The 25,578-nt window shown below is 66.6% G+C and carries 18 protein-coding genes and 3 pseudogenes; 9 read left to right on the forward strand and 12 right to left on the reverse strand.

All coding sequences use genetic code 11. From position 1 onward, the window contains the following. Positions 1-8 precede the first annotated feature (8 nt). Positions 9-695, forward strand: coding sequence for a phosphotransferase (locus SACTE_RS14250; protein ID WP_014046734.1), 687 nt, complete (start codon positions 9-11; stop codon positions 693-695). Between the two features lies 1 nt (position 696). Here the strand turns inward: SACTE_RS14250 and SACTE_RS35025 are convergent. Next, positions 697-1,026, reverse strand: a pseudogene (locus SACTE_RS35025) (sulfurtransferase); the annotation flags it as partial. A 287-nt stretch (positions 1,027-1,313) separates the two neighbouring features. On the opposite strand from SACTE_RS35025, the gene SACTE_RS14255 reads away from it, so the two are divergent. Both SACTE_RS14255 and SACTE_RS14260 read left to right on the forward strand, forming a co-directional pair. After that, the gene (locus SACTE_RS14255; RefSeq protein WP_014046735.1) at positions 1,314-2,609 is read left to right on the forward strand and encodes a family 16 glycosylhydrolase; all 1,296 of its coding nucleotides are present in this window, start codon (positions 1,314-1,316) and stop codon (positions 2,607-2,609) included. Between the two features lie 33 nt (positions 2,610-2,642). Next, entirely contained in the window at positions 2,643-3,851 is a 1,209-nt protein-coding gene (locus tag SACTE_RS14260; RefSeq protein WP_014046736.1) for a beta-1,3-glucanase family protein, read from the forward strand. Between the two features lie 509 nt (positions 3,852-4,360). Here the strand turns inward: SACTE_RS14260 and SACTE_RS14265 are convergent. The 5 genes from SACTE_RS14265 to SACTE_RS14280 form a co-directional block, all read right to left on the reverse strand. Next, positions 4,361-7,822 carry a DEAD/DEAH box helicase family protein gene (locus tag SACTE_RS14265; protein WP_014046737.1) on the reverse strand — a complete coding sequence of 1,154 codons (3,462 nt, stop codon included), beginning with the start codon at positions 7,820-7,822 and terminating at the stop codon, positions 4,361-4,363. A 56-nt stretch (positions 7,823-7,878) separates the two neighbouring features. After that, positions 7,879-9,057, reverse strand: coding sequence for a restriction endonuclease subunit S (locus SACTE_RS33200; protein WP_014046738.1), 1,179 nt, complete (start codon positions 9,055-9,057; stop codon positions 7,879-7,881). Further along, complete coding sequence (locus SACTE_RS14270) at positions 9,054-10,577, reverse strand: class I SAM-dependent DNA methyltransferase (protein ID WP_014046739.1); 1,524 nt, start codon at positions 10,575-10,577, stop codon at positions 9,054-9,056. The genes SACTE_RS33200 and SACTE_RS14270 overlap by 4 nt, the downstream gene beginning before the upstream one ends. 118 nt (positions 10,578-10,695) lie before the next feature. Continuing rightward, complete coding sequence (locus SACTE_RS14275; RefSeq protein WP_014046740.1) at positions 10,696-11,178, reverse strand: NUDIX hydrolase; 483 nt, start codon at positions 11,176-11,178, stop codon at positions 10,696-10,698. A 10-nt stretch (positions 11,179-11,188) separates the two neighbouring features. Beyond that, positions 11,189-12,409: a helix-turn-helix domain-containing protein gene (locus tag SACTE_RS14280; RefSeq protein WP_014046741.1), complete on the reverse strand. Its 1,221-nt coding sequence runs from the start codon at positions 12,407-12,409 to the stop codon at positions 11,189-11,191. Positions 12,410-12,599: 190 nt separating this feature from the next. Between SACTE_RS14280 and SACTE_RS14285 the strand changes: the two genes are divergently transcribed. The 3 genes from SACTE_RS14285 to SACTE_RS14295 all read left to right on the forward strand — a co-directional run bounded on the left by SACTE_RS14285 (position 12,600) and on the right by SACTE_RS14295 (position 15,218). Then, positions 12,600-13,493, forward strand: a complete 894-nt coding sequence (locus tag SACTE_RS14285) for an aminoglycoside phosphotransferase family protein (RefSeq protein WP_014046742.1) — start codon at positions 12,600-12,602, stop codon at positions 13,491-13,493. Between the two features lie 79 nt (positions 13,494-13,572). Continuing rightward, on the forward strand, positions 13,573-14,124 hold the full coding sequence (locus SACTE_RS14290) for a methionine adenosyltransferase (RefSeq protein ID WP_019993778.1): 552 nt from the start codon (positions 13,573-13,575) through the stop codon (positions 14,122-14,124). A gap of 419 nt (positions 14,125-14,543) precedes the next feature. After that, entirely contained in the window at positions 14,544-15,218 is a 675-nt protein-coding gene (locus tag SACTE_RS14295; protein ID WP_014046743.1) for a hypothetical protein, read from the forward strand. A 42-nt stretch (positions 15,219-15,260) separates the two neighbouring features. On the opposite strand, the gene SACTE_RS14300 is transcribed toward SACTE_RS14295, so the two are convergent. The 4 genes and pseudogenes from SACTE_RS14300 to SACTE_RS14315 all read right to left on the reverse strand — a co-directional run. Further along, on the reverse strand, positions 15,261-16,970 hold the full coding sequence (locus SACTE_RS14300; RefSeq protein ID WP_014046744.1) for a relaxase/mobilization nuclease domain-containing protein: 1,710 nt from the start codon (positions 16,968-16,970) through the stop codon (positions 15,261-15,263). Further along, positions 16,967-17,527: a MobC family plasmid mobilization relaxosome protein gene (locus tag SACTE_RS14305; protein ID WP_014046745.1), complete on the reverse strand. Its 561-nt coding sequence runs from the start codon at positions 17,525-17,527 to the stop codon at positions 16,967-16,969. The genes SACTE_RS14300 and SACTE_RS14305 overlap by 4 nt, the downstream gene beginning before the upstream one ends. A 321-nt stretch (positions 17,528-17,848) precedes the next feature. After that, positions 17,849-18,594: pseudogene (locus SACTE_RS14310) on the reverse strand (DUF2637 domain-containing protein). A 421-nt stretch (positions 18,595-19,015) separates the two neighbouring features. Next, positions 19,016-19,753: pseudogene (locus SACTE_RS14315) on the reverse strand (DUF3631 domain-containing protein); the annotation flags it as partial. On the opposite strand from SACTE_RS14315, the gene SACTE_RS14320 reads away from it, so the two are divergent. Together SACTE_RS14320 and SACTE_RS14325 are read left to right on the forward strand one after the other, a co-directional pair. Beyond that, complete coding sequence (locus tag SACTE_RS14320) at positions 19,725-20,105, forward strand: hypothetical protein (protein WP_226995159.1); 381 nt, start codon at positions 19,725-19,727, stop codon at positions 20,103-20,105. The pseudogene SACTE_RS14315 and the gene SACTE_RS14320 overlap by 29 nt on opposite strands. After that, entirely contained in the window at positions 20,102-21,763 is a 1,662-nt protein-coding gene (locus SACTE_RS14325; protein ID WP_014046747.1) for a site-specific integrase, read from the forward strand. The genes SACTE_RS14320 and SACTE_RS14325 overlap by 4 nt, the downstream gene beginning before the upstream one ends. A 934-nt stretch (positions 21,764-22,697) precedes the next feature. On the opposite strand, the gene SACTE_RS14335 is transcribed toward SACTE_RS14325, so the two are convergent. Then, positions 22,698-23,399, reverse strand: a complete 702-nt coding sequence (locus SACTE_RS14335) for a hypothetical protein (RefSeq protein WP_014046749.1) — start codon at positions 23,397-23,399, stop codon at positions 22,698-22,700. A gap of 291 nt (positions 23,400-23,690) precedes the next feature. Between SACTE_RS14335 and SACTE_RS14340 the strand changes: the two genes are divergently transcribed. Beyond that, entirely contained in the window at positions 23,691-24,626 is a 936-nt protein-coding gene (locus SACTE_RS14340; RefSeq protein WP_014046750.1) for a DUF5655 domain-containing protein, read from the forward strand. A gap of 97 nt (positions 24,627-24,723) precedes the next feature. Here SACTE_RS14340 and SACTE_RS14345 read toward each other — a convergent pair whose 3' ends face one another. After that, positions 24,724-25,470: a site-specific DNA-methyltransferase gene (locus tag SACTE_RS14345; RefSeq protein ID WP_014046751.1), complete on the reverse strand. Its 747-nt coding sequence runs from the start codon at positions 25,468-25,470 to the stop codon at positions 24,724-24,726. Positions 25,471-25,578 lie beyond the last annotated feature (108 nt).

Here is a 25,578-nt window from a genome sequence, read left to right on the forward strand (position 1 = left end):
TGCCCCCCATGCAGATAGGCCCTCTCCTGGGCTCGGGACGCACCGCCGACGTGTACGCACTCGACGACTCCTGGGTCCTGCGCCGCTACCGCGACGAGGTCGACACCGCCGCCGAGCTGGCCGTGATGTCGTACCTCTCCGCACACGGGTACCCGGTCCCCCGTATCGGCCCGCCGACCGGTGTGGAGGCCCGTCCGACGGACCTGGTGATCCAGCGGCTGACCGGCAAGACTCTGGCCGAGGCGCTGCTGGACGGCACGGTCGCAGAGGCCGAGGGAGCCGGTGTGCTGGCGCGGCTGCTGCGGGAGCTGCACGCGATTCCGCCGCGGATCTCCCAGGATCCGGCGTACCGCATCCTGCATCTGGACCTGCACCCGGAGAACGTCGTGCTGACCTCGCGGGGTGCCGTGGTCATCGACTGGACGACCGCCACGGAGGGGCCGCCCGCGCTGGACCGGGCCATGTCCTCGCTGATCCTGGCGCAGGTCGCGCTCGACCCGGAGTTCACCGCCGCCGAGGGCTCCGTCCGGGGCCTGCTCGCGACGCTGCTCACTCTCCTCACCGACGACGGCGGGGTTCCGGCCGACGCCCTCGCCCGCGCCACCGGGATCCGCGCGGTGAATCCGAAGCTCGGCACACGGGAGAAGGCGGTGCTGGGCGAGGCGGCGGCGCTGGTGACGGCGCTGGCCGGGTGACCGCAACGCGGTCGTAGCCCCTGGCCCGCAGTGTCCACCAGGCGCGGGCGCTGGAGTAGATCCCCGCGGTGTCGTGGACGACCACGGTGTCCGTGTCCTCGACCCCGCAGGGGCGCATCCCGGCGGCGAACCGCTCCTGCCCGGGCATCGTGTGCGGCAGGGACGCGGCGGGGTCGGACAACACCCCGTCGATGTCGAAGCGGCGCGCCCCGGGGATCCGCCACCCTGCCCCACGGTGCGCCCCGACCGAGGCGTCGAGGACCACCGCCCCCGCTCCCAGCCTGTCGGCGATGCGGCGCTCCACCGTACGACTCGGCCCGTCGGCGGGCACTGGCCCCGCTCGGCCAGGGCTGGGGGCCGGCCCGGGGTTAAGCCCGGTTTAAAAGCGGCTTAAGCCGTTCCCATCTGGTGATGACCCATCACATCTGCCCAGGTCAGGGGCTTTTCGCCATGACCGAGCCGGTTGGACGGGCTCGGCCTTCTGCGTAGTGTCAGGCCCCGACGGCGGCGGACACCGCCGGACGAGAGCGCTCTCAGAAACCGCTCCCGCGCGTCCGTCCGCGCCTTCACCGCCGGTTCGACGTCCCGTTCTTCCCCCACACACAAGGTACGGATCCCATGGCTGCTCATCGCGCACGCAGATGGTCACCAGGCGGACTGGTCCTCCTGGTCTCCGCCGCACTCGCCGCCGCTTTCCTGGTCACCGCGACCGGCCCCGCCACCTCGCGGGCCGGCGCCGCCACGGGGGCGCAGACCTGGGCCGACGAGTTCGACGGCGCCGCAGGGAGCGCGCCGGACGCGTCGAGGTGGACCCTGGAGACCGGTGGCTCGGGCAACGGCAACAACGAGCTGCAGTACTACACGGACAGCACCCACAACGCCGCCCTGGACGGCGACGGGCATCTGGTGATCACCGCCCGCGAGAACACCGACCCCGCCCTGAGGTGCTGGTACGGAGACTGCCGGTACACCTCGGCACGTCTGAACACCGCCCGGTCCTTCACCCAGGCGTACGGACGCTACGAGGCACGCATCAAGGTTCCGCGCGGCCAGGGAGTCTGGCCGGCCTTCTGGATGCTCGGCGACGACCTCGGCAGCGCGGGGTGGCCGGCCAGTGGCGAGATCGACATCATGGAGAACGTCGGCCACGAGCCGGACACCGTCCACGGCACCCTTCACGGCCCCGGTTACTCGGGCGGTGGCGGCATCACCGCCTCGTACACGCTGCCCGACGGCACGGCCTTCGCCGACGACTTCCACACCTTCGCCGTCGACTGGAGCCCCCAGGCGATCACCTGGTCGGTGGACGGCCACGACTACCGGACCCGCACGCCCGCCGATGTGAACGGCTCCGAGTGGGTCTTCGACCACCCCTTCTTCATCATCCTGAACCTCGCGGTCGGCGGTGACTGGCCCGGCAGCCCGGACGGGTCCACCTCCTTCCCCCAGACGATGACCGTCGACTACGTCCGGGTCTTCGCCCATGACGGTTCCGACGGCGGTGACGGATCCGGTGGCGACGACGGCGGTGGCAGGACCGGTGCGATCCAGGGCATCGGCGGCATGTGCGTGGACGTCGCCGGCGCGTCGAGCGCCGACGGCACCCCGATCCAGCTGCACGAGTGCACCGGCGTCGACGCGCAGAAGTGGACCCTGGGCAGCGACGGAACCGTACGCGCCCTCGGCAAGTGCCTGGACGTGCGGGGCGGTTCGAGAGCGGACGGCGCCGCCGTGCAGCTCTCCGCGTGCGACGGCACCGAGGCACAGCGGTGGACCCACACGGCGGCCCGCGACCTGACGAACACCGGCGCCGACAAGTGCCTGGACGCCACGGGCGGTTCCTCGGCCGACGGCACCCGGCTCCAGATCTGGACGTGCACCGGCGCCGCCCACCAGAAGTGGTCCCTCGCCTGACCGCCCCCCGTCTGCAAGAAAGAAGGACCCCACATGTCTCCCCGTCACCAGCGCGACGTCTCCCGCCGCAGGCTGCTCACCTCGCTCGCCGGAGCGGCCGTGGCCGTCCCCGCCGCCGCCCTGATCGCCCCCCACGCCTTGGCCACGATCGGCTCCGGCGGCGGGACGAAGACCTCTGCGGCCGGCACCCTCCCGCTGACGGTCGTCAACGACTCGGGCTCGTTCGCCAACTCCTCGGTGTACCTCTACGTCGTCGGCAACCAGGACGGCCGCCAGGTCCGCCTCACCCCCGAGGGCACCCTCGCACCGGTCTCGCTCTCGGACAACGGCGCGGACGGCTACACCGACTACTCCCTCGCCCTGTCCGGCAGCGGCGAGACCACGTTGTCCCTGCCCTACATGTCCGGCCGGATCTACGTCGCGCTCGGCGACAAGCTGAAGTTCAAGGCGGTGGCGGACGGCAACGGCGACGCGGCGCTCCAGTACCCCGCGGGCTGGGTGCCCTCCGATCCCAGCTACGACGTGCTGCACGACTGCGCCGAGTTCACGTACAACGAGGCCGGGATGTTCTGCAACACCACCATGGTCGACATGTTCAGCGTCCCCCTGAGCATCGCTCTCACCGGGGCCGACGCGCAGACCACCGGAACGCTGCGGGCCGGGGGGCGTGACCAGGCCTTCGCCGCCCTCCGGGACATCCCGGAGTTCGCGCCCCTGGTGGTGGACGACCGGCGCATCATCGCCCCCGGCCACGGGCTGGACGCGGGCATCTTCGCCAAGGACTACTTCGACCCGTACATCGACGAGGTGTGGAGCACCTACACCGGCAGGGACCTCACGGTCACCACCGACGCGGGGGCGTTCACCGGCCGGGTCCGCGGCGACCGGTTCGTCTTCGACGGCCCGGCGTCCGTCTCCTTCGCCAGGCCGACCACCCGCGACGTTCTGTTCTGCGACGGCAACCTCGCCGCACCCAACGACGGCACCACCGGCCCGGTCGCCGCCGTCCTCGGCGCCGGCTTCAACCGGTCCACGCTGATCAGCGAGCCCGCCCAGCCCTCGACGGCCCCCGACGCCTTCTACCGCGCCTCGCCGGTCACCAACCACTACGCCCAGGCCGTCCACGCGGCGGCCCAGGACGGCAAGGCGTACGGCTTCGCCTTCGACGACGTGGCCGACTTCGCCTCGTACATCCAGGACACCGCCCCGACGGGCGTGCGACTGACCCTGTCACCCTTCTGACCGGCCTCTGACCAGACACAAGCCCCGGGCCTGCGAAGGCCCGGGGCTTGTGGCGCACCTTGCGCGGCGCGTAGAGACGCAAGCAAAAGCCCCAGGTCACGGCGAGTGAGTCCTGGGGCTTTCACAGAGCCGCCTTCGGGATTCGAACCCGAGACCTACGCATTACGAGGGCCTGCAAGATCGTGACGGGTGGTGACCCGTGATCACGCTAGATCCGGTTTTGCCTGGTCAGAGACTTATCGGGCTCGGCGGCATGACGCCTAATCCAGTGGGCGCTGCGCCGTCCGCTCACGCATCGCTCACGCACCAACTACTGAATCTCAGCGTGTCCGCCAGTCCTTGTGGGGAGAGACGGTGAGGCTGCCCCCTGCCCACTTCATCCCGCAGACAGGGCAGATCACGTACCAGTCATCGCCTGGTGCACTTTCGTCCATATGCCCCTGCTGTCCAGTTCCGGGGCAAGCCTCAGTGACTTCTTCGCGCATTGCTTCTCCTCCATACAGTGCGGGCTACGCCACGCCCTCGTCAGCGACAGCGGTCGAGCGGATCGAGTGGATGACAGACACCATGATGTCCACTTCGGCCTCGCGGAAGATCGCCTCGGGTCCGGTCGGGGCGAGCGCGGTGAACGGTGACTCGTAGAGTGCGTCAACGTCTATCGTGCCGTTGCGCGCCAGGTAGTCGATCAGCTCGTTGACGAACCGGAGTTGGTTGGCCGTGAGCGTCTTGCCCTGTTGGAAGGAGTCGAAGGCCAGGGCCGCCGCCTCCCGCTCCAGGCCAGTCAGTGACCGGAGGAACAGGCCGAGGCCGCCCTTGGCCTCCTTGATGTAGTCGATGTCCGTCGAGGTGCCGAGGCCGGCCTCAACGAAGATCTTCTCCAGCTCCGACAGGTCCAGAGCCGTGATCTGCTTGTTGCGGCGGATCTTCTGGACGGCAAGCTGGTCCTGGTGCGTGTTGAGGTAGATACGGATCTTCTGCTCGAAGCGGGTGAGGTCGGTACCGATCTCCATGCCGGTGAGCGTGGCAGCAGTCAGCTCGCCCAGCTCGTCCTCGAAGTCGGTGTACACGATGCCGCGCTTGGTCTTCTCGATCAGCCGGACCAGGCCACGCAGGCGGCGGCGCATGGTCTCCAGCAGGGGCAGCGTCACGTCCTGCCACCACTCGTCGCCTGCGACCTCGTCGAGCAGAACCTGCTGTGCCTTGATCGCGGGAATGGTCAGCTGGTCGAGCAGGGTGGACGCAATCTCCTGGACCTGATCCCGTAGCCGGGTGAAGCCTGGGTCTCCGTTCGCGACGGCGAGCTGGAGACGAAGCGCGAGCAGGTCGAAGCGCTTGGCCTCCTCGCCGGCGTCGTCCTTGTCGCGAAAGGCGGTCGGGAGTCCGGCCAGGTGGTCGATGACCTCGCCGTGCGCGTCGGGCGTGAACTCCAGCCAGGCGTCGAAGTCGGCGAAGTTCTCGACCTGTTCGCGGTGCGGGCGGACCAGGAAGTTCTCCGGGTTCATCGCCGTGACCTCGTCATGCAGTCGAGTGGCGAGATCCCATCGCAGACCGGAGTCGCTGACGGTGCCGTCGGACTCAGGCCGCGTAGCGATCACTGCGGCTGCTTGGTGGTCGCGGGCGGAGCTGTCATCAAGGGCGAGAAGCAGGTCGGCTCTGCGCTCGAAGATCCGCTGGCTCAGCGAGGGGGCAACCTTGCCTTCGGCGCGCATCAGGTTCTGGTTGAAGAACTCGATGTTCTGGCACAGGTCGAAGACCAGGAAGCCGTCCTTGCTGCGGTTCGGGCCGAAGAGGTCGGGCGCGAGGCGGGTACCGCGGCCGATCATCTGCCAGAACTTGGTCTTGGAGCGCACCAGCTTGAAGAAGACGAGATTGACGACTTCGGGGACGTCGATGCCGGTGTCCAGCATGTCCACAGAGATCGCGATCTGCGGAAGCTCGGCCGCGTCGGAAAACTTGTCGATCAGGCTCTGGGCGTACTCCTTGCGGTAGGTGATGACCTGCGCGAAGGCACCCTTGAGGTGCGGATAGTTCTTGTCGAACCGCTCGGCGATGAACTCCGCGTGGTTGTTGTTGGCAGCGAAGACAATGGTCTTGCCCAGCTTATCGCCGCCATCGACCTTCAGGCCGTGCGTCATCAGGGTCTGCAGGACCTTGTCGACGGTATCGGCGTTGAAGAGGTACTTGTTCAGTTCCTCCGTGGTGATCTCGTCCGGGACGTCACCGTCCTCGTTCCACTCCGTCTCGTCCCACTTCTCCTTGTCCTCTTCGGACAAGTCGTCGTACTTGATGCCGCCACGCTGGAACTTCAGCGGGACATCGACGGCCCGCGGCGCCACGAGGTACCCCTCGGCCACGGCCTCGTCCAGGCTGTAGACGTCGGTGGGCACGCCGTCTTCGAGTTCGAAGCGGCGGTAGGTGTTGCGGTCGACCTCGTCCTTGGGCGTCGCCGTCAAACCGACGAGGAGCGAGTCGAAATAGTCGAAGATCGCGCCGTACCGCTGGTAGATTGAACGATGCGCCTCGTCGATGACGATCAGGTCGAAGAAGCCGGGGCCGAAGATGCGCCGCCCATCGGCATCTGTCTGGTCGATCAGATTCATCATGGTCGGGTAGGTGGAGACGAACACCCGCGAATGCGGGTCCTTCTCCTCCAGCAGGTTCACCGGGTTGGCACCAGGCAGGTGCTTCTTGAACTCGTTCGTGGCCTGCTTGACCAGAGCCTTGCGGTCGGCGAGGAAGAGGATGCGCTTGGCCCAGTTGGCACGCATCATCAGGTCGCTGAGCGAGATCACGGTCCGGGTCTTGCCGGAGCCGGTCGCCATCACGAGTAGAGCCTGGCGCAGCGAGTCCTTCTCGAAGGAGTCGGCGATACGCCGGATCGCGCGGGACTGGTAGTGACGGCCGGCGATCTGCTCGTTGATCGGCATCTTGGCGAGGTTGCGGCGGCTGGCTCGGCGCTGAACAAGGAGGCGCAGCTCGTCCTTGGTGTAGAAGCCTTGGACCTCTCGGGGCGGGTAGTTGAGGTCGTCGAACAGGTACGTGCGGTAGCCGTTGGTGTAGAAGATGACCGGCCGCTGCTTGAACTGTGCCTCCAGGGCATCGGCGTAGAGCGTCGCCTGGTACTTGCCCTGCTTCGGGTCACGGGTGGTCCGCTTGGCCTCGACGACGGCCAGGGGCTTGCCGTCGTCGTCCCACAGGACGTAGTCGACCTTGCCCTTTCCGGAAGGCGCGGCCGATGTCGGCAGCCCGGTCACCGGATACTCACGGTCCCTCGGCAGGTCCAGCGCCCAGCCGGCCTCCTTGAGGAGGAGGTCGATGATGAGTTTGCGGGTCTCGTCCTCGTTGTAGTCGTGGGTGTCCGGCTGCGCCTCGTTCGCGGCCTTGGCCGCTTTGACCTGAGCGCGCAGATCGGCGATCTCTGCGTCGAGGTCCTGGTTCTTCTTCCGCTCGGCGGCCAGCGCAGTATCCTGCTCGGCGTACTTCTCGGCCTGCACCCTCAGCTCGGCCTGCTTAGCGACCCGTACCTCGGCCGGGACGGGCCTAGGTATCAGCGCCGTGTCGAACGCGAGTGTAGACACGGGCAGCTGGGCCTGATCACGGGTGTAGGTACGGGCCATCCAGTACAGGACGTGGAACAACTCGGCGACCGTGCGCACCGCATCTTTAGGGGTGATGGGGGTCTTGCGGTGCACGGCGGCATTTCCCTGCCGCCGGATCACGTCCATCTTCGCCCGGATCGCAGGGCCGGCTACCTTCACCAGCGTCGGCTCAGCAATCAGCGCCGCCAGATCATTTTGGTACGGCAGCTTGAGCGCGTCATCGGCCTCAAACATCCACGTCACCGCGAGCTCCAGCACGCGCCGTGCATAGAAGGCGGATGCCCTCGGGTCCGCGTACGCCAGTCGCTCGGCGTGCACGGCCTCGCGGTGCAGCCCAGGCCACTCGGCCTGGAGGAATCCGAAATTGCTCACTCTGAGGACCTTTCGCTGACACCGCAGGGACAGGATACAACTAGCGTTGCCGCTAGTTAAGCTGGCAACAACTCTTTGCGGAATGCGCTGTGCTGTAGAGAGGAAAATAGGGAGCGAAGTTCCGCAAGATGCGCGCGGTTCATATCTTGGAGCCCCAAGACCAGCCCTGCACGTTTCGAAAACTCTCTTTGCTCCGCATGCGGGGGATTTAGCAAAACGACCGATCCGAATCGCGATTTACTGACCAGAAACTTTACCCCACCGGTGACCTTTTCCAGAATCAGCGGCTTGGCCAATCGCAGTTGATAATAAAGGAAGAGAGAATCTGCATTAAATGGGGTAATGGCATTAATTTGCTGATTAAAGGATACTCGGCGGTTGGCGATTGCCGAACTACCGATGGCCGCAGTACTGCCCGCGATGCAGGTAACGAGGATCGATCCCGGGTCAACAATGCGAGCAATCTTTGCACCATCCTCAGAGAGCCTTTCGGCAGCACTCGTGAGATACACGCTCGAATTGTCGATATTGTCAGATTTAATCCACTCAATCGAGTTACCGTAATTTCGAGGGTTGGATCGCGGCGGGGTGCTTCCTGTCGTGATCTTTCCGATCTCACTCATCGGGAGAGTTGGCAATTCCCTCGAATTCACTACCGGATCGCCGAACATATCGAGAAAGATGGACTGCGCCAACTCGTCGAGCAGGTCGATGGCTTCACAGCGTTTTGCGCACAACTCGTCTACGCGATCCAAAACTCGCGCCACTTTTCTTTGATCATCTATTGACGGAAGGGGAATCTTCACCTTCCCTACTGTAGATTTTGAAATCTCTTTGAAAGTTGCCCCGTTGCCAAGACTCTCCAAATATGGGCGGCTCGCCCGGAGCCAATGATATAGGTACGAGGCGTCAAGATAATCAGGCTTCGGAATAAAACTCTTGAATCCCTGATTTGTCGCCATGGAGATCGCATTTACGGCCACATGCCCGATTGGCGCACGAGAACTGAAAAGAACTGACCCTGCAGGCAGCAGCGTCGCACCGCAGCTGTCCAATCCTTCCTGAGTAATCTTCCGTGGCGTTTCGGAAATATACTTCCCTGAAAGGCTTCCCAGATCTTTCGGTGTAGCCCAAGGGATTTCACCATGCCAATATGAAGCAACCCCCGTCTTAGGCGTTCCTCCCGATACAACCTCGCAGCACTCGGAGAGAGGAACCTCGCGCTCTACCTTCACGCCAGCACCCTCTTCAACTCGCTCAAACCAAGCTGAATATCATCCTCGATCCGTTCCAGCTCACCCATAATCTCCCCTGGAACGCGATGCTCGATCTCGTCATGGATTACTTGCTTGTAACGGTTAAGGCTGAGATTGTATCCTTGAGCAACAATATCCGCCTTGGGCACGCAAAAACTTTGTTCCGTCCGTGCCCGCGTCAGCTCGCTTCCATTTCGACGCCTCCATCGACTCAACAAGTCCGGCAGGTTATTCTTGCCATGGCCCTCCTCGTTTAGCGAATCAGCACTAACCAGCGGTCCAAGTTTATCCTCATCCAGCAGCGGAGAGCGCTTATTATCGAGGCTCCAGCCATCCGCTGTCACTTCATAGAACCAAACGTTATCTGTTCCACCACTGTTGGTCTTAGTGAATACAAGAATCGCGGTAGAAACCCCGGCATAGGGCTTGAAAACCCCGCCCGGCAGACTGATCACTGCATCCAACTTGTGTCCCTCAACGAGTAGTTTTCGCATATCCTTATAGGCATTACTGCTTGAATCGAACAGCACCCCGCCAGGGACGATTACTGCCGCCCTACCACCAGGCTTAAGGAGACGCAAGAACAGCGCCAAGAATAGCAACTCAGTCTGCTTAGTCTTGACAACCTTTTGCAGATCTGCGGCTGTCGCATCATGGTCAAGGCTTCCAGCAAATGGAGGATTTGCAAGGATGAGCGAATATCGGTCAGCCTCCCCTGCCACGTTCTGGGCGAGTGAATCCCGGTAGCGGATATCAGGGTTCTCGACAGAATGCAGTAGCATATTCATGCTGCCAATACGAAGCATTGTACTGTCGAAGTCAAATCCATGGAACATGCTCTCGTTAAAATGTTGCCGCTGGGCCGGCTCGAACATCTCTTCACGGTGAGTTTGCTCTACGTACTCGGCGGCGGCAACAAGGAAGCCAGCTGTGCCGCAAGCCGGGTCGCAGATTTCATCACCCGGCTGTGGCGCCATCATCTCAACCATCAGCTGAATAATATGTCGGGGCGTTCGGAACTGGCCATTCTGCCCAGCCGTAGCGATCTTGCTAAGCATGTACTCGTACAGGTCTCCTTTAGTGTCCTTGTCTCCCATGTCAATTCCATTGATCATGTCAACGGCCTTGGTGAGTAGGTTTGACGTCTCAATGGTGAAGCGCGCGTCCTTCATGTGGTGCGCGTAGGTTGACCCCTCACCACCCAGCGCGCGCAGCCAGGGGAAAACACCGTCTCGCACACGGGTGAGCATGTTCTCGGGAGACTCGTTGATGAAAACCGACCAGCGCAAGACTTGGGTGTCGTCTGAGTAGATCGGGTTCTCGGCCAACCGCCCGGTGCGATTTGCCCGATTTTCTTTGGCCTGCTCCAGGATGTCGAGACGCCTGATAAACATCAGGTAAGTGATCTGCTCGATGACCTCCAACGGGTTGGAGATCCCTCCAGACCAGAACGCGTCCCAGAGTCGGTCAATCTTGGTCTTCAGCTCACCTGTAATCACGCAAGCAGGCTAGCGTGTCCCACTGACACACGCGGTCGCATAGGCCGGGGAACACCGGGCGCCGATGGGCGAGCGACGCGTAGGCAGACCTGCTCTGGCAAGGCCCCCGACGTTCCCGCTACGCGGCCGCCTCCGGCGCCGCTCCACGCTCCAGGTAGGCAGTAGCCCGGTCGGCGCGGGCCTCAATGCCCGCAGTGATGCGGCGCACGAGGCGAGGGATCGTGAGGTCCGGCAGCTCTCGGGTGTCGTGGAAGGCGTAACCGCGAAGCTCGTTGGCCTGGAGCTCGATGTGCCGGCACTCATCCGCAGTGAGGTGACCCCCATCGAAGAGGTAGAGGACCTTGTCACCCTCGCCAGGATTCGGCGCCCAGTCCACGACGAGCAAGCGGCCGATCGCGGGCTTGATGCCGAGCTCCTCCTGGACCTCGCGCACGCAGGCTTGCAGGGGTGATTCCCCCGTCTCGACGTATCCGCCGGGGATATCCCGATAGTCCTTGTACGACGGCTCGACGAGCAGAACCCGATCAGCGTCATCGAAGAAGAGCGCGCCGGCGGCCATGCGCGGGTGGGCCATCTTCGCTTCGTGCTCGTTCTCGGTCACGGAACGGACTCTAACCGCCGACCACGCCGAGCCTACGAGCCAGGTCGGCCACTGGCTGGGACGGGCGGCCTCGGGTGCCACGGATCCACCCGATGACCAGTTCGCGGCTCAGGTAGTGGTGGCGTACCTGCTCGGGTGCGGCTCGCTCGACGTCCAGCAGCGTGGCCAGGGCCTCGTCGGTCCGGTTCCAGCCGCTGAGGGCGCGGGCGACTTCCAGGCTGTGCCTCACACGCCGTTCTACAGGCAAGCCGCTGGTGTCGATGCGCTGCCCGAGATCGGCCGCGATCTGGATGTCGCCGAGTTCTCCGGCGGTGGCGACGCAATGGATGGCCACGTTGGTCGGGCCGAAGGCCGTCCAGAGGTGGTTCGCGTCGGCACCCAGCCGTTGTGCGACCTCATCCGCTTCGCGGAGGAAGGTCTGAGTGGTCGCACGGTCCTCCGCTCGGGCGGCCGCCATGGCGCCGGCGAGGAAGAGCGTGCCGTAGACCGAGAGGTATTCGTCGTTCGCGCTGCCCAGGCCGGGCTGCATGACGGCCGCCGCGTCGTTCACCAGCTGGATCGCCGCGGTGAATCGGCCAGTGGCCATCAGGCAGTGCGTGACCGCCCGGAAGAGCGAGCCCGTCACCGTGCTCTGGCCGCTCTGTTGCGCTGCCGCCAGGCCCCGGTCGGCGGCGATCCACGCCAGTTCCGACTCCCCGACCTTGCCCAGCACCATGGCCGCACCGTGATAGGCCAAGGCGAGTTCGGCATGGGCCTCCTCCCCTTCACGCCCTGTATACGAGCGGGAGGTCGCGAGGGCGTCAGCGAGGACGAGGGGAAGCCGTCGGGTCGCGAAGCCGTACTGAGACACCTGGTAGGCGTCGAGGACTCCCTTCACTGCGTCCCGCAAGCCCGCCAGGGTAGGCGGTTCGTCGTCAGGTGGGAGCCCCAGCAGGGGCGTGAGCTGCTTGTAGTCCATGAGCGCGTCACGCAGTGCGGGCACCGTACGGCGGCCGCTGTCACTCGACCACTCCAGGAGCGTCGGCTCGGCGAGGAGATCCCCGAGCGAGACGTCGAGAGCCTCGGCGAGTGAAGTGATCACCGAGAGGCGGTCGAGCTCGATCCGGTTGTTCTCCGCTTTGCTCAGCCAGTCCGTGGTGCGGCCGACGAGGTCGGCCAGGACCTCTTGGGAAAGTCCGCGTCGGCGCCGGTACCAGGCAACGCGTTCGCCGATGGTCAGGTTCTCTGTCATCCCTCGCATGTCCTGAGCATCACCTCGTGGCCGGAATCGACCCCGGAAGGTCTTTCCGGGGTGCTGCGGGGCGCCGCGCCTACTGTCGCAGCAGACCGAGAAGGCCGCAGGGCGATGGGAGTAACTCCCGTCATTCCAGCGACTCTGTCGATCAGTTCTGCTTCTCGAACGGGACGGAGGTGTGTGGAGGATGCGCAGCACGAAGTCGGCGGAGCCGTGGGTCGGACAAGGACTGGGGCCGTTCGGCGTGGCAGTCATCAAGCCGTACTCCAGAACGCGGTTCGCCACGGACGGAAGCGCCGTGCTGAAGGTCTACGTCGGCATTGACCCAGAGGGCCGACGCCGGCGGGAAGCCGCCACGATCCAGCGCGCCGACCTGCGCGGCATTTCGGTTCCGACCGTCCAGGCGACGGGAGGCGGCGAGGCCGGGTCCTGGACAGTGTTCCGAGCGGTGGATGGGACGCCATGCTCGGTGGCCACCCGTAAGGCGACGGAGGACTACATCGGTCACGTCGTGGCGGTGAGCGGCATGCTTCACCGGCCCGCTGCCAGCGCTACTCCTGGCCCCGGCTGGGCGGCACGGACTGACAGCCCTGTTCCCGCGAGCCAATTCCTACTGGATCAGTTCTCAGCCCGCTGCCGACGGACGCCCTGGTGGGCTGCGTTGCGGGAGGCCCTCCAAACGATCGACGCCCACCCAACCGTTCACCTACATGGCGATCTCAAGCCCGAGCACCTCCTCGTCGACGGAGAGCACCTGCACGTCGTCGACTGGGAGGCGAGCGCCTGCGGCCCAGCCGTTCTCGACTACACCGACGTCGTCTTCCACCTCGTACGGGACCTGCTGTACGAGGACGTAGCGTCGGCGCGCATTCCAGTCGATCGTGCGGGCCGCTTGCCGTTCTGCGGGCCGGTGCTCGCCTGGCGTCTACTCCTCTGGCTCGATCGCCGCCGGACCCAGGACATCGACCTCGTCACGACCCACGACATCGTCCGACTCACCGCTGAAGAACAAGCCGTTTCCGCGTACCAGTCGCTCGCAGCGATCGTGGCGAACCTCCGCGCTGCCGGAGTCCCCCGCTGAATCTCGACCGCACCGCTCGTCCAGGCGTGCTGACGCCTGCGCTCATCCCCTTCTTCCCACCCCTGAAAGGGAGTTCGTGATGCCTCGTACGAGCACGATCATCGGCAACAGCCACCTCGTCATCGACACCGCCATGGCCAGACCGGACGCGACGACCATCGTCGAGCGGAAGGGCCTCGGCCACCCGGACACCCTCGCCGATCACCTCGCCGAGCGGCTGTCCCGTGCCTACAGCCACCACACCGTCGCGCGCTTCGGGGCCGTGCTGCACCACAACTTCGACAAGCTTGCTCTCCTCGGCGGCGCCAGTGAAGTCCGTTACGGGGCAGGCGAGATGACGGCCCCGGTCCGTGTCCTGGTCAACGGTCGCGCGGCGCCCATGTGCGGGGGCGAGACGATCCCGGTCGAGGAGATCGTCGAGGCCGAGGTGCGGGCGTTCTTCGCCGAGCGGCTTCCCGAGGTGTCGGACCACCTCGACATCGTCTTCAACATCACCAGCAACTCCCTGGCGCGAGGGCACATGCGCCCAAGCCGCTCTGTGCGATCAGACCGGCGTGGTTGCGGTGGCCGACCCTGTCGTGGACGACGAGACGGCAGCGGAACTCCTCGCGCGGGCGATCGAGAAGGCTGAGGACCTGAAGTACGCGGAGGTCCAGGAGATCGGGATGGACCGCTTCGATCCGGCCCGCCACTTCAGGGCGATGGCGAGTCGGCCGTGATGTCGAGTCATCCCAGAGAACGCCCGTTCGTGCCATCACCTCCTTCAGGCATCCTCATACCTGAGGTCCTTCAGCGCATCCTCGGGGCCCACTGGGAGTTCACCGGCTCCGACAGACAGGTCAAGATCGAGCACGCACACAGAGGCTCCCCATACCGTCCGCCACGTCAGGCGCCGTCGTGGGAGGAACTACTGGCGGGGCTCACGACGGGTTTCGCGGCGCTAGGCGTCCCGCAGGACACCTGTGCCTGCCGCTTCAGTGGGGCCGCGAGACCGAGTTGACGATCTCGGCAGTCCAAGCCCTCGATCCCTATCTCAAGGACGGGCGTCCGGTGACCTACCGCAGCGGCTTCCTGCCTCAGCCCGTCGTCCGCTTCACCGGGCAGCGCGACACATCGGGTGATCTTCGGCCAGGGTTCCTGACCTCGTTCGTCAACGTCTCCCGTGTCCAGCCGATCCAGCACATGGACGAGTACGGAGGAATCTTGGACGGCTGGTTCAGCGTGCTGTCACGACTCGGTTTCCACGCGCGCCACATCAGCGTCCACGGCACACTGACCACTTGGAAGCGCCGCCAAGTCGAGGGCATCACACTTCGCTTCAAGCACTTGGACCTGCCTGTCGGTGACATCGTCCTCCTGTGGAACGCCGACAACCCTGCCCGTCTGGCCGTGGACCTCGGTACCGGTCTTGAGCGACTGGCCTGGGCACGGACTCGGTTGGGGTGGAGGGATCTCGTATTCGGCAGGTTCTCATCCCTGGCCCCACCACCGACCCTGGATGCCGTCCGCACCGCCACTCTCCTCCTCGGGCACGGCATCCGTCCCGCCTCGCGAGGAGCAGGCGGCATCACTCGTCGAGTGATCGCAACGGTCGATCCTGGTGTGGCGAGGTTGGGCGTCAGTTCCCTGGTTCGCGCGTCGTACCGCTACTGGCGGCTGTTCGGCGAGCTGAAGGCACCTTGGCCAGCCGTGGCCGTGGCGATGGAGGAGGAGCTGGGTGCCTGAAGGGCTGGCTGTTCGTGTCGCCGTCGGCCAGACCGACTGGGACTATCGGCGCCATCCGAACTGCCGTTCGGCGGGTGCCGTGGGTGCCGCTGCAGGTTGTGGATTCAGGTGAGCCGACACCGAAGACGTCATGGTCGAGCGCCGGCGAGCAGCCTGCGCCCGGCGGTTGGGCACAGGGTTTCGGCTGGTGTGCTGGATGCGAGTGATCAGGACGCGGGCGGGCTGACGGGCGGTATGTAGTTCGCGTTGGGCGACTGCTTCCTTGAGGAGCTGGTGGGGTGTGTGGCCGCCGGCTTCGGCATCGGCGAGAACGGTGGCGAGGGCCGGCCAGGCAGGGTCAGTGAGGATGCGGTCGGCGTAGTCGGGGATGGCTGCGCGGACATCGCGGACGAGGGAGCGACTGGCCTGGTCGTTCGGATGGCGAGTGGCGAGGCTGTCGATGATGGGCGTGAGGGCTCGGTCGGTGACGGTCTGGAGGTGGTGGAGAGCCTGGCGGGCGGCTTCGGCCTGGTGGGCGTGGTTCTTCGCTTCGTGCCAACGGGCGGCGACGACGGTGGCCCAGACGAGGGCGCCGAGCAGGGCCGCCAAGGCGCTGCCGTCGGGGCCGGTGGCGGTGTGTGCGATGTCGCGGGCCGCCGCGCGCAGGGTGTGGGCGACCTGGTTCTCGGCCCGGATCTGGGAGCGCTGAGCACGGACGAACGCCCGTGAAGCGGCTCGCAGTTCGGCGTGGAAGTGGGCGGGGGCATTCTGGGCGGTGGCTTCGATGAGTTCGCCGAGCGCGGTGATGTGGGCCTGAGCGTGGGAGTCGTCGGCCATGCCAGCATGGAGGATGTCGAGGGCGTCAGTGGCCTGGTGCCAGGGGGTACTGGGGCGCTCTCGGCGGGCGGTGGGGTGTTCCTCTGGCGGGGTGGTTTCCAGGCGGGCCTTGAGCCTGGGGAGGGTGAGGTCGGGAGCGATCTTGCCGCCAGGCTGGAAGATCTGTTCGCCGTCTTTGTTGAGGTCGCTGGGGCGGCCGACGGCGTAGCCGAGGAGGTCTCCGGACGGTCCGCGGCGCGGCTTGACCGCGATGCCGTCGGCTTCGAGGTAGGCGAGGAGTTCTTCAGCGCTGCCGGCGTGGGGGATGGCGGCGCGGATGCGGTCCTGGAGCCAGGCGCGGCTGGTCTGCTCCCAGCCGAGGCGTTCGGCCTTGTGCATCTCGGCCTGGGTGGGGCGGCGTCCGGCGGTGCGGTCGCCCTTCTTCAGTTGGCGTAGGCCGTAGTCCTTTTCGACCTGGCGGCAGGCGTCGCCTACGCGGATGCCGCTGTCGTGGAGTTTGGGACGGCGGCCATCTTCGCGGACGGTGGTGGCGAGGATGTGGATGTGGTCGTCCGCGTGACGTACTGCGATCCACCGGCAGGCCAGGTCGTCTCCGGGTGGGGCGATGCCTGCGGCTTCGACGATCCGCTGTGCGATGTCGGCCCACTCCGTGTCGGAGAGGTGCCGGTCCTCGGGGGCTGATCGGACGGGGCAGTGCCAGACGTGGTCGGTGACCTTCTTTCCGAACTCGCTGTTGCGGAGCCGTACGGGCTCGTCGAGGTGGCGGGCGAGCTGGGTGAGGGTGGCGTCGGGGTTCCGGCCGGGATCGGGCATGCCGAGCATGGCGAAGCCCGCGACGATGTGCGGATCGAGATGTTCATCGTGCCGACCGGGGCCGTAGAGATAGGCGAGCAGGCCACGAGTGTTGGCCCCGGTCGGCTTGATGGCGGCTATCACGCGGCTTGGTCCTTCCTGGGGTCGGCGGGTTCGCGCAGGGCCTCGGCGATCAGTTCCAGCAGGTGATGTAGCTCGTCGAGGCGGTGACGTACGTCGGGTGGGGTGAGGTCGCTGTTGAGGGCACGGGCGATCTGGTTGACGTTGACGCCGATGCGGTTGAGTTCGCGCAGCACCTGGGCGCGGAACATGTGGGTGCGGCGACGGTCCTCGGACAGCGGCAGGTTCGCGGTGAACCGACCGGTGATGAAGGCGAGGACGATGTCGGCGGCGAAGCCCGATTCCCCCTTGTAACCGTGTTCACCGGCGGCCTCCTGGAGGCTGGCGTGCTCGTCGCCGGTGAACCGCAGCGGTCCGACGCGGACGGTCCGCTTGGTGCCGGTGAAACGACGGATCGCCGGTTGGACGCTCTGCGCTTCTCGCTCGCCTGTTGGCGGCTCGGTGGTGGGTGTGGGGTGGAGGATCTGCTGCTGGACGGTATGGAGCTCGTTTTGGTCGGGGCCGCCCTCGGCTCCGACCTCCCGGTCCGGCGCCCCCTGGCGCTGGGCTGTCTCCGCCACCCCTGGGGCGGAGACCCCGAAGGCCGGCCTTGAGTCGGACTCGGGGTACTACTGGCTCCGCCAGGGGCCGTCCGTCCGAACGCCTGCCGCAGACGTGCCAGCAGCGTAGGAGACTGCGGCGAGTCAGGTGGCTCAGAGTGGGTGTCCTCAGGCAGGCGCTGATTGCGCGTCAAGGGAGATGCTCCATGTACGGCTGGGCGTGCGGGGTGGCGATGCTTGCGCGGCGCGGTCGTCGCGTTGTCCACAGGTGTGGAAAGCTGCGGGCCGGTTGGCCGATGCTCGGGTGACCGGAGGGGTTCCGGGCACCCGAGCAGGCCGGGGTCAGCGCCTGGAGACCTCTATGCCAGCTGCTTCGAGTTCCGGCCGAAGTAGTTCCATCACCTCGGTCTGCCGCTCACTGCCGATCGTCAGGTCTCGGTCCTTCACTGCCGCTCGAAGCAGGCCGCGCGTGAGCTTACCGTGCTGATGACCGGTCGTCCGTCCGATGTTCGCCAGCTCCGCGATGGTCGCTTTCGGCGGACGACCACCGCTCGACTTGCTCTCCGGAACCTGGGGCGCAGGTTCCGTCCGCTCGTCACCGGAGACCGGCGAACTATCAGGAGCGGCGTCTGGCCGGTGGCTGTGGTTGATGTCGCCGACCGATCGTTCCTGCGCCTTTACGGAACCCCTGTCCGAGGAGCCGTCGGGCGGTGCGACGAGCTGGTGGATCTGTCGCATCAGGACGCCGAAGGCGACCATCGCGGCGGCCGGAGGAACGGCTGCGACCACGTAGTCGAGGAGCGGGACGCTGCGCGCAGCATGAGCAGTTCGCCCGCGACGATGAACGCGTCCAGGGTGGCGGGCCAGGCCCAGCGGCGGATGGGGGTTGCTCCGAGCCCGTGTTGGCCGGCGACGTCGGCGAGGTGCGCGTAGGAGAGCCAGAACGCTCCGGCTGTCAGGGCGACGATGACGAGGCCAGCCGCGCCGAGCACGAGTTGCTCGGCGTCGACCCGCTTCGTCGGCTGCCTTTCGCTGCGGACGTCGGCTCGCGGCTGGGGTGCTTGCGTGGTGAGGTGCGGGGCGGTCAAGCGGGAAACTCCTGGGGGTGGTGGTGTGGGGCGTCTTTGCCGTCTCAGCCGTTGCAGGTGCAGGTCAGCGCGGGACGGCAGCGCTCCGGACGTGCCGTCCTGGCGGGCAGCGCCAGCGTCTTGTCCCGATTCGGGACAGGGAGGCGGCGGCTTCGGTTCGGGCTCCGCCTTGGGACGGCTTGTCCCTCACCGGGACGGTTGCGTTATGGCAGCCGTCCCGGCAAGCAGGACTGTGACCTGCGGCGATACGGCGAGGACGCCTGGGACGGGGCAAGACGGATCTGGACGCCGTCCCCTGCGGGCTGCACGTTCTCAGGCGCGTGCGCTGCCGTCTTGCCCTCGGCTGCCGTCTTGCTGGCGTGTGCCCTGACCTGCACGATCACGGCAGGGACGGCAAGTACGGCAACCAGGGAGGTGAGGGTCAGGCTTCGCCGCGACGAGCGTCGACGGGGTGGACGGTCGGGCAGTACCGCCGCCAGGCGTCGAGGAACTTGTTGCGCATGTAGCCCTTGCGCTGCGTCCGATCGGCCATGCGTACATTGCCGGGCCGGATGTCGTAGTCCCGCAGCATCCCGCTGAGCTCCCGCGAGGTCAGCCCGAAGCGTCCACGCTCTCCCCACGGTGCTTCTGCGTCCGCGTTCAGGTGGCGCAGAAGGTCTTCGGTTGAGAGGCTGTCCGCCTCTCGCTGGGCGAAGAAGACCCGTCGGATATCGGCGAGGATGCGCGCCCCGCTCGGGTGGTCTTCCTCGGCCGCCACCTCGACGGCGACCATTCGGGCGCACGCGATCCGCGCGAGCCGTGGCCAGCGACCACCGACCAGGTCGGCGACGATTACCAGGGGCTCCCAGGTGTCGGCGGCTCGATCCTCGACCGGCATTTCCGGGTCCAGGATCGCGGCATCCTCCAGCAGTGGGAGGGCCCAGGCGCGGATGCGGTCGCGTAGCTCGTGCAGAGCGGGGATGTCGCGTCGCGAGCGGAAGGATTTGACCTTCTCGCCCTCGGCCCGGCGGCGCATGCGGATGACGACCGATCGATCCATGACCGTGTCCGGCAGGTCACCGATGCCCGCAATGGCCGCCATCGCGAAGGTGGCGAACTTGTGCGGGGTGTGGTCGTTGCCAACGACCCGGGTGACATACCGGCCGCGCTGGTGGCCGGACGCGCTGCGCTGGTTCACCGGGGAGGAGACCGCCCTCGGCGCGGACGACGACATGCTCCGCTATTTCCGCGCCCACCACACCGCGCAGGAGCAGATGCGCCGCGCACAGCAAGACGAGGAACACGCCCGCTACCAGGCCAAGACCGCCAACAACGCGGATAGAAAGGCCGAGGCCCTGCGAGCTCAAGCGCAGGCCGCCGTAGCCGCCGAGAAGGCCAAGACACGCCTGCACCGGGTCCGCGCCTACATCGAGGAAGAGGGCGTCACGCCCCCATACCTGTGGCCCGACGTCATCAGCGCCATCGAATCGACCGGCACCGACCCCGACACCACCGAGGAGAATGTTCTTTGAAGGGCTCCACCTACCGCCGCTGCTCCTGCCGGGACCCGAAGACCGGCAAGGAACTCGGCACCTCCTGCCCCAAGCGCAACAGCAGGAACCACTGCACCTACTCCGTACGCCAGGAGCTCTCACCCCGCGAAGGCGGCACCCGCCGTTCCTTCGCCCGTGGCGGATACGGCAGCCTCAAGACGGCCCAGGCCGATCTCGACCACGTACGCGCGCTCCTCGGGCTCGCCGACTCGGACGACCCCGAGGGCACCGAACTCATCGCCGAGATGCTGGCCGAGGTCAGCCGCGAGTGGTCTCCTCTGCCCGAGGTCGAGGAGACGCGGCGGCGCCTCAACTCCGGTCAGGACCTCATCGGCAGCCTGACCGTCGCCGAATGGCTCGACCGTTGGCTGGCCGGCAAGCGCATACGCAAGTCCGGCCTCAACCGCTACGAGACCGACATCCGCGTCCACCTGAAGCCGCGCATCGGCGACCGGCGCCTGGACCGACTACGTGTCAGCCACCTCAGCGAGATGTTCACCGAAATCCGCGACGCCAACGCGCAGATCCTGGAGGACAACGCCCAACGCCGATCCGCAATTGACGAGTTGGCGACCGTCCCATGGAAGGGCACAGAGCACCGTGCCCGCCGTAGGGCGATGAAGGCCGCGATCGACGAGATGCCGCCCTTCCGGCGCATCACCGGCCCCGCCACCCGTCAGCACGTGAAGGCGACCCTTCGCGCGGCTCTGAACGACGCGATCGGGCAGCAGATCATCACGTTCAACCCGGCCGCCCACGTGGAGATCGACCCCGTACGCAAGCCGAAGGCGCTCGTGTGGACCGACGAGCGGGTCGCCAAGTGGGAGCAGACGGGCGAGAAGCCCTCGCCCGTGATGGTCTGGACGCCAGAACAGACCGGCGCCTTCCTCGACTTCGTCGCCGAGGACCGGCTGTACGCGATGTGGCACCTGATCGCCTTCCGGGGCCTGCGCCGTGGCGAGGCATGCGGGCAGCCGTGGTCGGAGACGAACCTCGACACCCACTTCCTCACCGTCTCCTCCCAACTCGTCCAGGACGGCTGGGAAGTGGAAGCGTCCGACCCCAAGACCGACAGCGGCTCCCGCGTGGTCGCCCTCGACGACGACACGGTCGACGTCCTGAAGCGCCACGGCGAGAGGCAGGGCAAAGCCCGCGAGAAGTGGGGCACTGCCTGGGTCGAGACCGGCCACGTCTTCACGCAGGAAGACGGCTCCTGGCTCCATCCGGGCAAGGTCACCGACCTCTTCGAGCGCCTCGTCGCCGCCTCCGGCCTCCCGCCGATCCGGCTACACGACCTGCGCCACGGCGCGGCCACTCTCATGCTCGCCGCTGACATCGACATCAAGATCGTGTCGGACACACTCGGGCACAGCGACACCCGGATCACGCGGGACATCTACCAGAGCGTGCTCCCCCACGTCGGGAAGAGTGCCGCCGAGGCGACCGCGAAGCTCGTCCCCCTCCAGCGCAAGGCCGAGGCCGAGAAGGCCGCGCGCAAGGCCGCGCAGAAGGAGAAGGCCAGGAAGGCTGCGTCCAAGGGGGCCGGCGCCGGCAAGGGCGGCAAGCCGAAGAAGGACAAGGCGAAAGCCAAGACCAAGGCCACCAAGAAGGCCACCCGCCACAAGCCCAAGAAGTAGGTACCGAGCGGCTCCGCTCACGCATCGCTCACGCAAGCAAAGTCTCGGCACCCAAACCGTGTGACGCGTCATGCCCTGAGCAACAGAAAACCCCAGGTCACGGGCAATGTGACCTGGGGTTCAACTGAGCCGCCTTCGGGATTCGAACCCGAGACCTACGCATTACGAGACCGTGAGCGTTCATGCTGCATGGTGCTCGGTCGTGCCACCAAGTGACGTTCTGCCTGATCAGAGCACGTGTGATGAGTTAACCCGTGCTAGGTCCTGTTAGCCCGTCCAAAGGCGTCCGGCCACCGGCTGGCCACCGGGAGTGCCACCGATGACGACGGCGAGAGGCTCCATGCGGGTTGTAGATCTTCCACAGTGCGTCCGCCGAGCGCAGCGCTCCCTCGACCTCCCCACGCGCACTTCGCCCGCAGCCGCTTTCCGGGTACCGAGGCGGCCGACCTGCCAGTGGCCGTCGGCCGATGGCATCCACGGACAGTCCGTGGGTGGTCGGAACGTCCCGGACTACCGCCATCCGCTCATCGTGCCCGCCGTAAGGCGATGCGGGCACGACGGGGCCGCCGGCGCCAAGCCGAAGCCGAAGCCGGCGGCACCATCCTGCGACTAGAAGCGCTATCGCTGCTTGCGCTGGACGTAGACCCAGGCAGCGGCGCCGATCACCCCCTGGATCAGGGACGAGGCGATCGCCGCCGTGGCGCTCAGACCGCCATTGAGCACCCCGGTCGCACCGGCACTACCGGCAACGTACCCCGCCGCCAGGGCCCACCAGACCGTGTTCGGCTTCGGGCCTTCGCCCCCATAGGGGCCCTGCTGCATACTGGACAAAACCGATCGCTCCTCATTTCGGGGGTGCATTGGTGGACCGGTCACCCCCGCGGGTGTTGCTGTGGAAGGTGGCGCTGCGGGGGCGCCGGGGCTTTGGGGCGTCCTACTCGACGGCCGTGTCCAGAAGCGCGGCTTCGACGGCAGCCAGCCGGGACTCAACGGCTTCCAGACGGGCGGCCAGGCTTCCTGGACCGCGTTCCTCGACGGCCCGCCGCTCGACGTACTCCAGCGCATCGCGCAACATGGATGCAGACCCAGCCGCAGGATGCATCCACGGCTGAAGCACGGCGCGCTCGGTGAGGCGTACCTTCTCGAGCTGATCGATCAGGGCACGAGGCGTGTAATACACGTCTGCAGCGGTGCCTGCGTCACCCGAGGTGGCAACAGTTGCTTCACGCAGATGATCGAGCGCTTCTTGACTCTCGACGATCTGCTTGGCCTCGTTCCAAGTGTTCTCCAGCAGGCCGTAGGGGACAAGGAACGAGTGGGAGACGAGGAGTTCCTCCCCGGAGTCCTCATCCTCCACAGTGGTGGCGTCCACGCACTCCAGGTGCTCTGTCAGGGCCGGCGCATAGCGTTTGTGCGCCGCGGACTTGGACTGCCCGCCGAGAGCCTGGCCGATCCTCTCCCATGAGGTACCGCGCTCGCGCTCGGCAATGACCGCCTGCTCCAGCAGCTCGTCCGCCTTCTCGACCAACCGCTTGGCCTGTCTGACGAGTTCACCCGGCGCAGACGCGGTACGAGCACGCTCGGCCCGCGCTTCGCTCACGACGAGGTGTGCCCGATCGCAGTCCTTGATCCTCATGGGCGAAGATCCTGCCGGACCGCATAGCCGATTGTCAACCAGAGGAGAACATATCGTAGACCTTTTGACGCCATGACGTACACCAGAAGGAAACGATGGTGGCGGACACAGGCAGCGGCTGACGAGTCCGCCGACGCATCCTGGCGAACAGGTCAAGGTCCGCCGATCCAGCGGTTCGCCCAGCCCCGGAGCACATGGCCAGCGAGAGGGCGAGTTCTGTCCCGACCGGAATACTTCGCCCCCTCCATCGATTGCGTCTTCGTACGGCGAGCACGGGGAGGGGGCGGCAGCATGGCGGAGCTGATGTTGTTCCGGCAGGACGCGGCCGGGAGCGACGTGGAGCTGTCGGGTTCGACGGTGGCGCTGGAGGTGGAGCTGCAGCGGCGGGTCGAGGCTGGCTTGGAGCAGATGCTCGGCATTCGGTTCCTCGCGTCGGAGTACCCGACCGGCCCGTGGCACCGGGGGCGGATCGACACCCTCGGCCTGGACGAGAACGGCAGCCCAGTCGTGATCGAGTTCAAGAAGGGCTCGGACAACGGGGTCCTGTCGCAGGCCGTCTCCTATCTGTCCTGGCTGGAGTCGGCGCACCACGAGTTCGAGGCGCTCGTGCGGAAGGTGCTGGGCGCGGAGGCGGCCGAATCGATCGACTGGCGGCGTCCGCGGATGGTCTGCGTCGCGGCCGGCTTCTCCCACCACGACCGGGTGGCGGTGCAGCGGCTGCCCGAGCGGATCGACCTGGTGCGCTACCGGATCTTCGAGGGCGGCCTGCTGAGCCTGCTGCACGTCGACTCCTCGCCCGGCGGCCCGAGCGCGGCTTCGTCCCGGCGGAGCCGGGAGCGGGAAGCGGCGGTCGGCGGCGTGCCGGCGACCGCAGTGGTTTCCCCGCCGGCGGGCGCCGGGCTCGTGCCGGAGTGCTTGCGGGACCTGTACGCGGAGCTGGACGAGGCGCTCACGGCGTGGGGCGAGGTCGAGGTGGTGCCTCTCAAGCACTACATCGCCTATCGGCGGCTGGTGAACGTGGCCTCGGTGCTCTTCCGTCCGAAGCACGGGGCGATCTTGGTCTATCTCAGACTCGACCCGGACTCGGTCGTGCTGGAGGAGGGCTTCACCCGGGACATGCGCGGCATCGGGCACCTGGGGACCGGGGACCTGGAGGTCCGTCTCGTATCGGCGGCGGACCCGGAGAAGGCGGCGCCGCTGATCCGGCGGGCGTTCGAGGCGGCCTGATACGAGCGGAAGGGCGGTTGGAGCATCGGTTCTCGATGCTCCAACCGCCCTTCGGCGTCTGCGGCCCGCCGGCCCCGGGCTCTCTCCGGTCTCATGGTCATGCCTCCGGTCCGGCCAGGTCGAAGTCGTCCTTCGTCAGCTCGGCGCGCAGCCGCTCCTCGGCGACATCGGCGTAGTGGGAGGACAGCTCGACGCCCACGAAGCGGCGGCCCTCGCGCAGGGCCGCGACGCCCGTGGAGCCGCTGCCGGTGAACGGGTCGAGCACGGTGCCGCCCTCGGGGCAGACCTGGACGAGCTGCTGCATGATCTCGACGGGCTTCTGGGTGATGTGGACCCGGCTCTTGCGGGGCTGGGAGGCGATGTAGTGGCCGGGCAGGTAGAGGTCGCGGGTGTTGTCGAGGGATCCCTTGACGCCCCAGACGATGAACTCGGAGTCCTGCTTCGGCCCGCCCTTACGAGGCCGGCTGGCCGGCTTGATCCACGGCATCGTGCCGCTCCAGGTCCAGCCGGCCATCTGCAGGGCGTCGGTCGTGGTCGGTTCCTGGCGCCAGTCGGTGAAGACCATGGCCACCGCGTGCTCGGTCGAGGCCCGGTACGACTCGGTGAGCAGCTCGGTCAGCCAGGAGCGGTAGGAGCGCTGGTCGCGGTTCTCGCCGGGGAAGTTCGCGAGGTCGTGCGCCGAGTTGCTGGTGACGTACTTGGCGCGCGCGGTCCGTCCGGTGCGGTCCGCGCTGGTGCGTCCGCCGGAATTGTACGGCGGGTCGGTGATCACCGCGTCGACGCTCTGGTCCGGGAGGGACTTCAGGACGGTCAGGGCGTCGCCTCGGTGCAGCGTGTAGGTCATGGGGGGCCTTTCTCAGGGCATGGCGGGTCCGCTCCCGCTCCGGGCAGCGCTCAACGGCGTTCTTCCGGTGTGGGGTTGTGCCGGAGGTTAGCGGCGATCTCCGGCCGG

The sequence above is a fragment of the Streptomyces sp. SirexAA-E genome, assembly GCF_000177195.2.
Taxonomy (GTDB): domain Bacteria; phylum Actinomycetota; class Actinomycetes; order Streptomycetales; family Streptomycetaceae; genus Streptomyces; species Streptomyces flavovirens.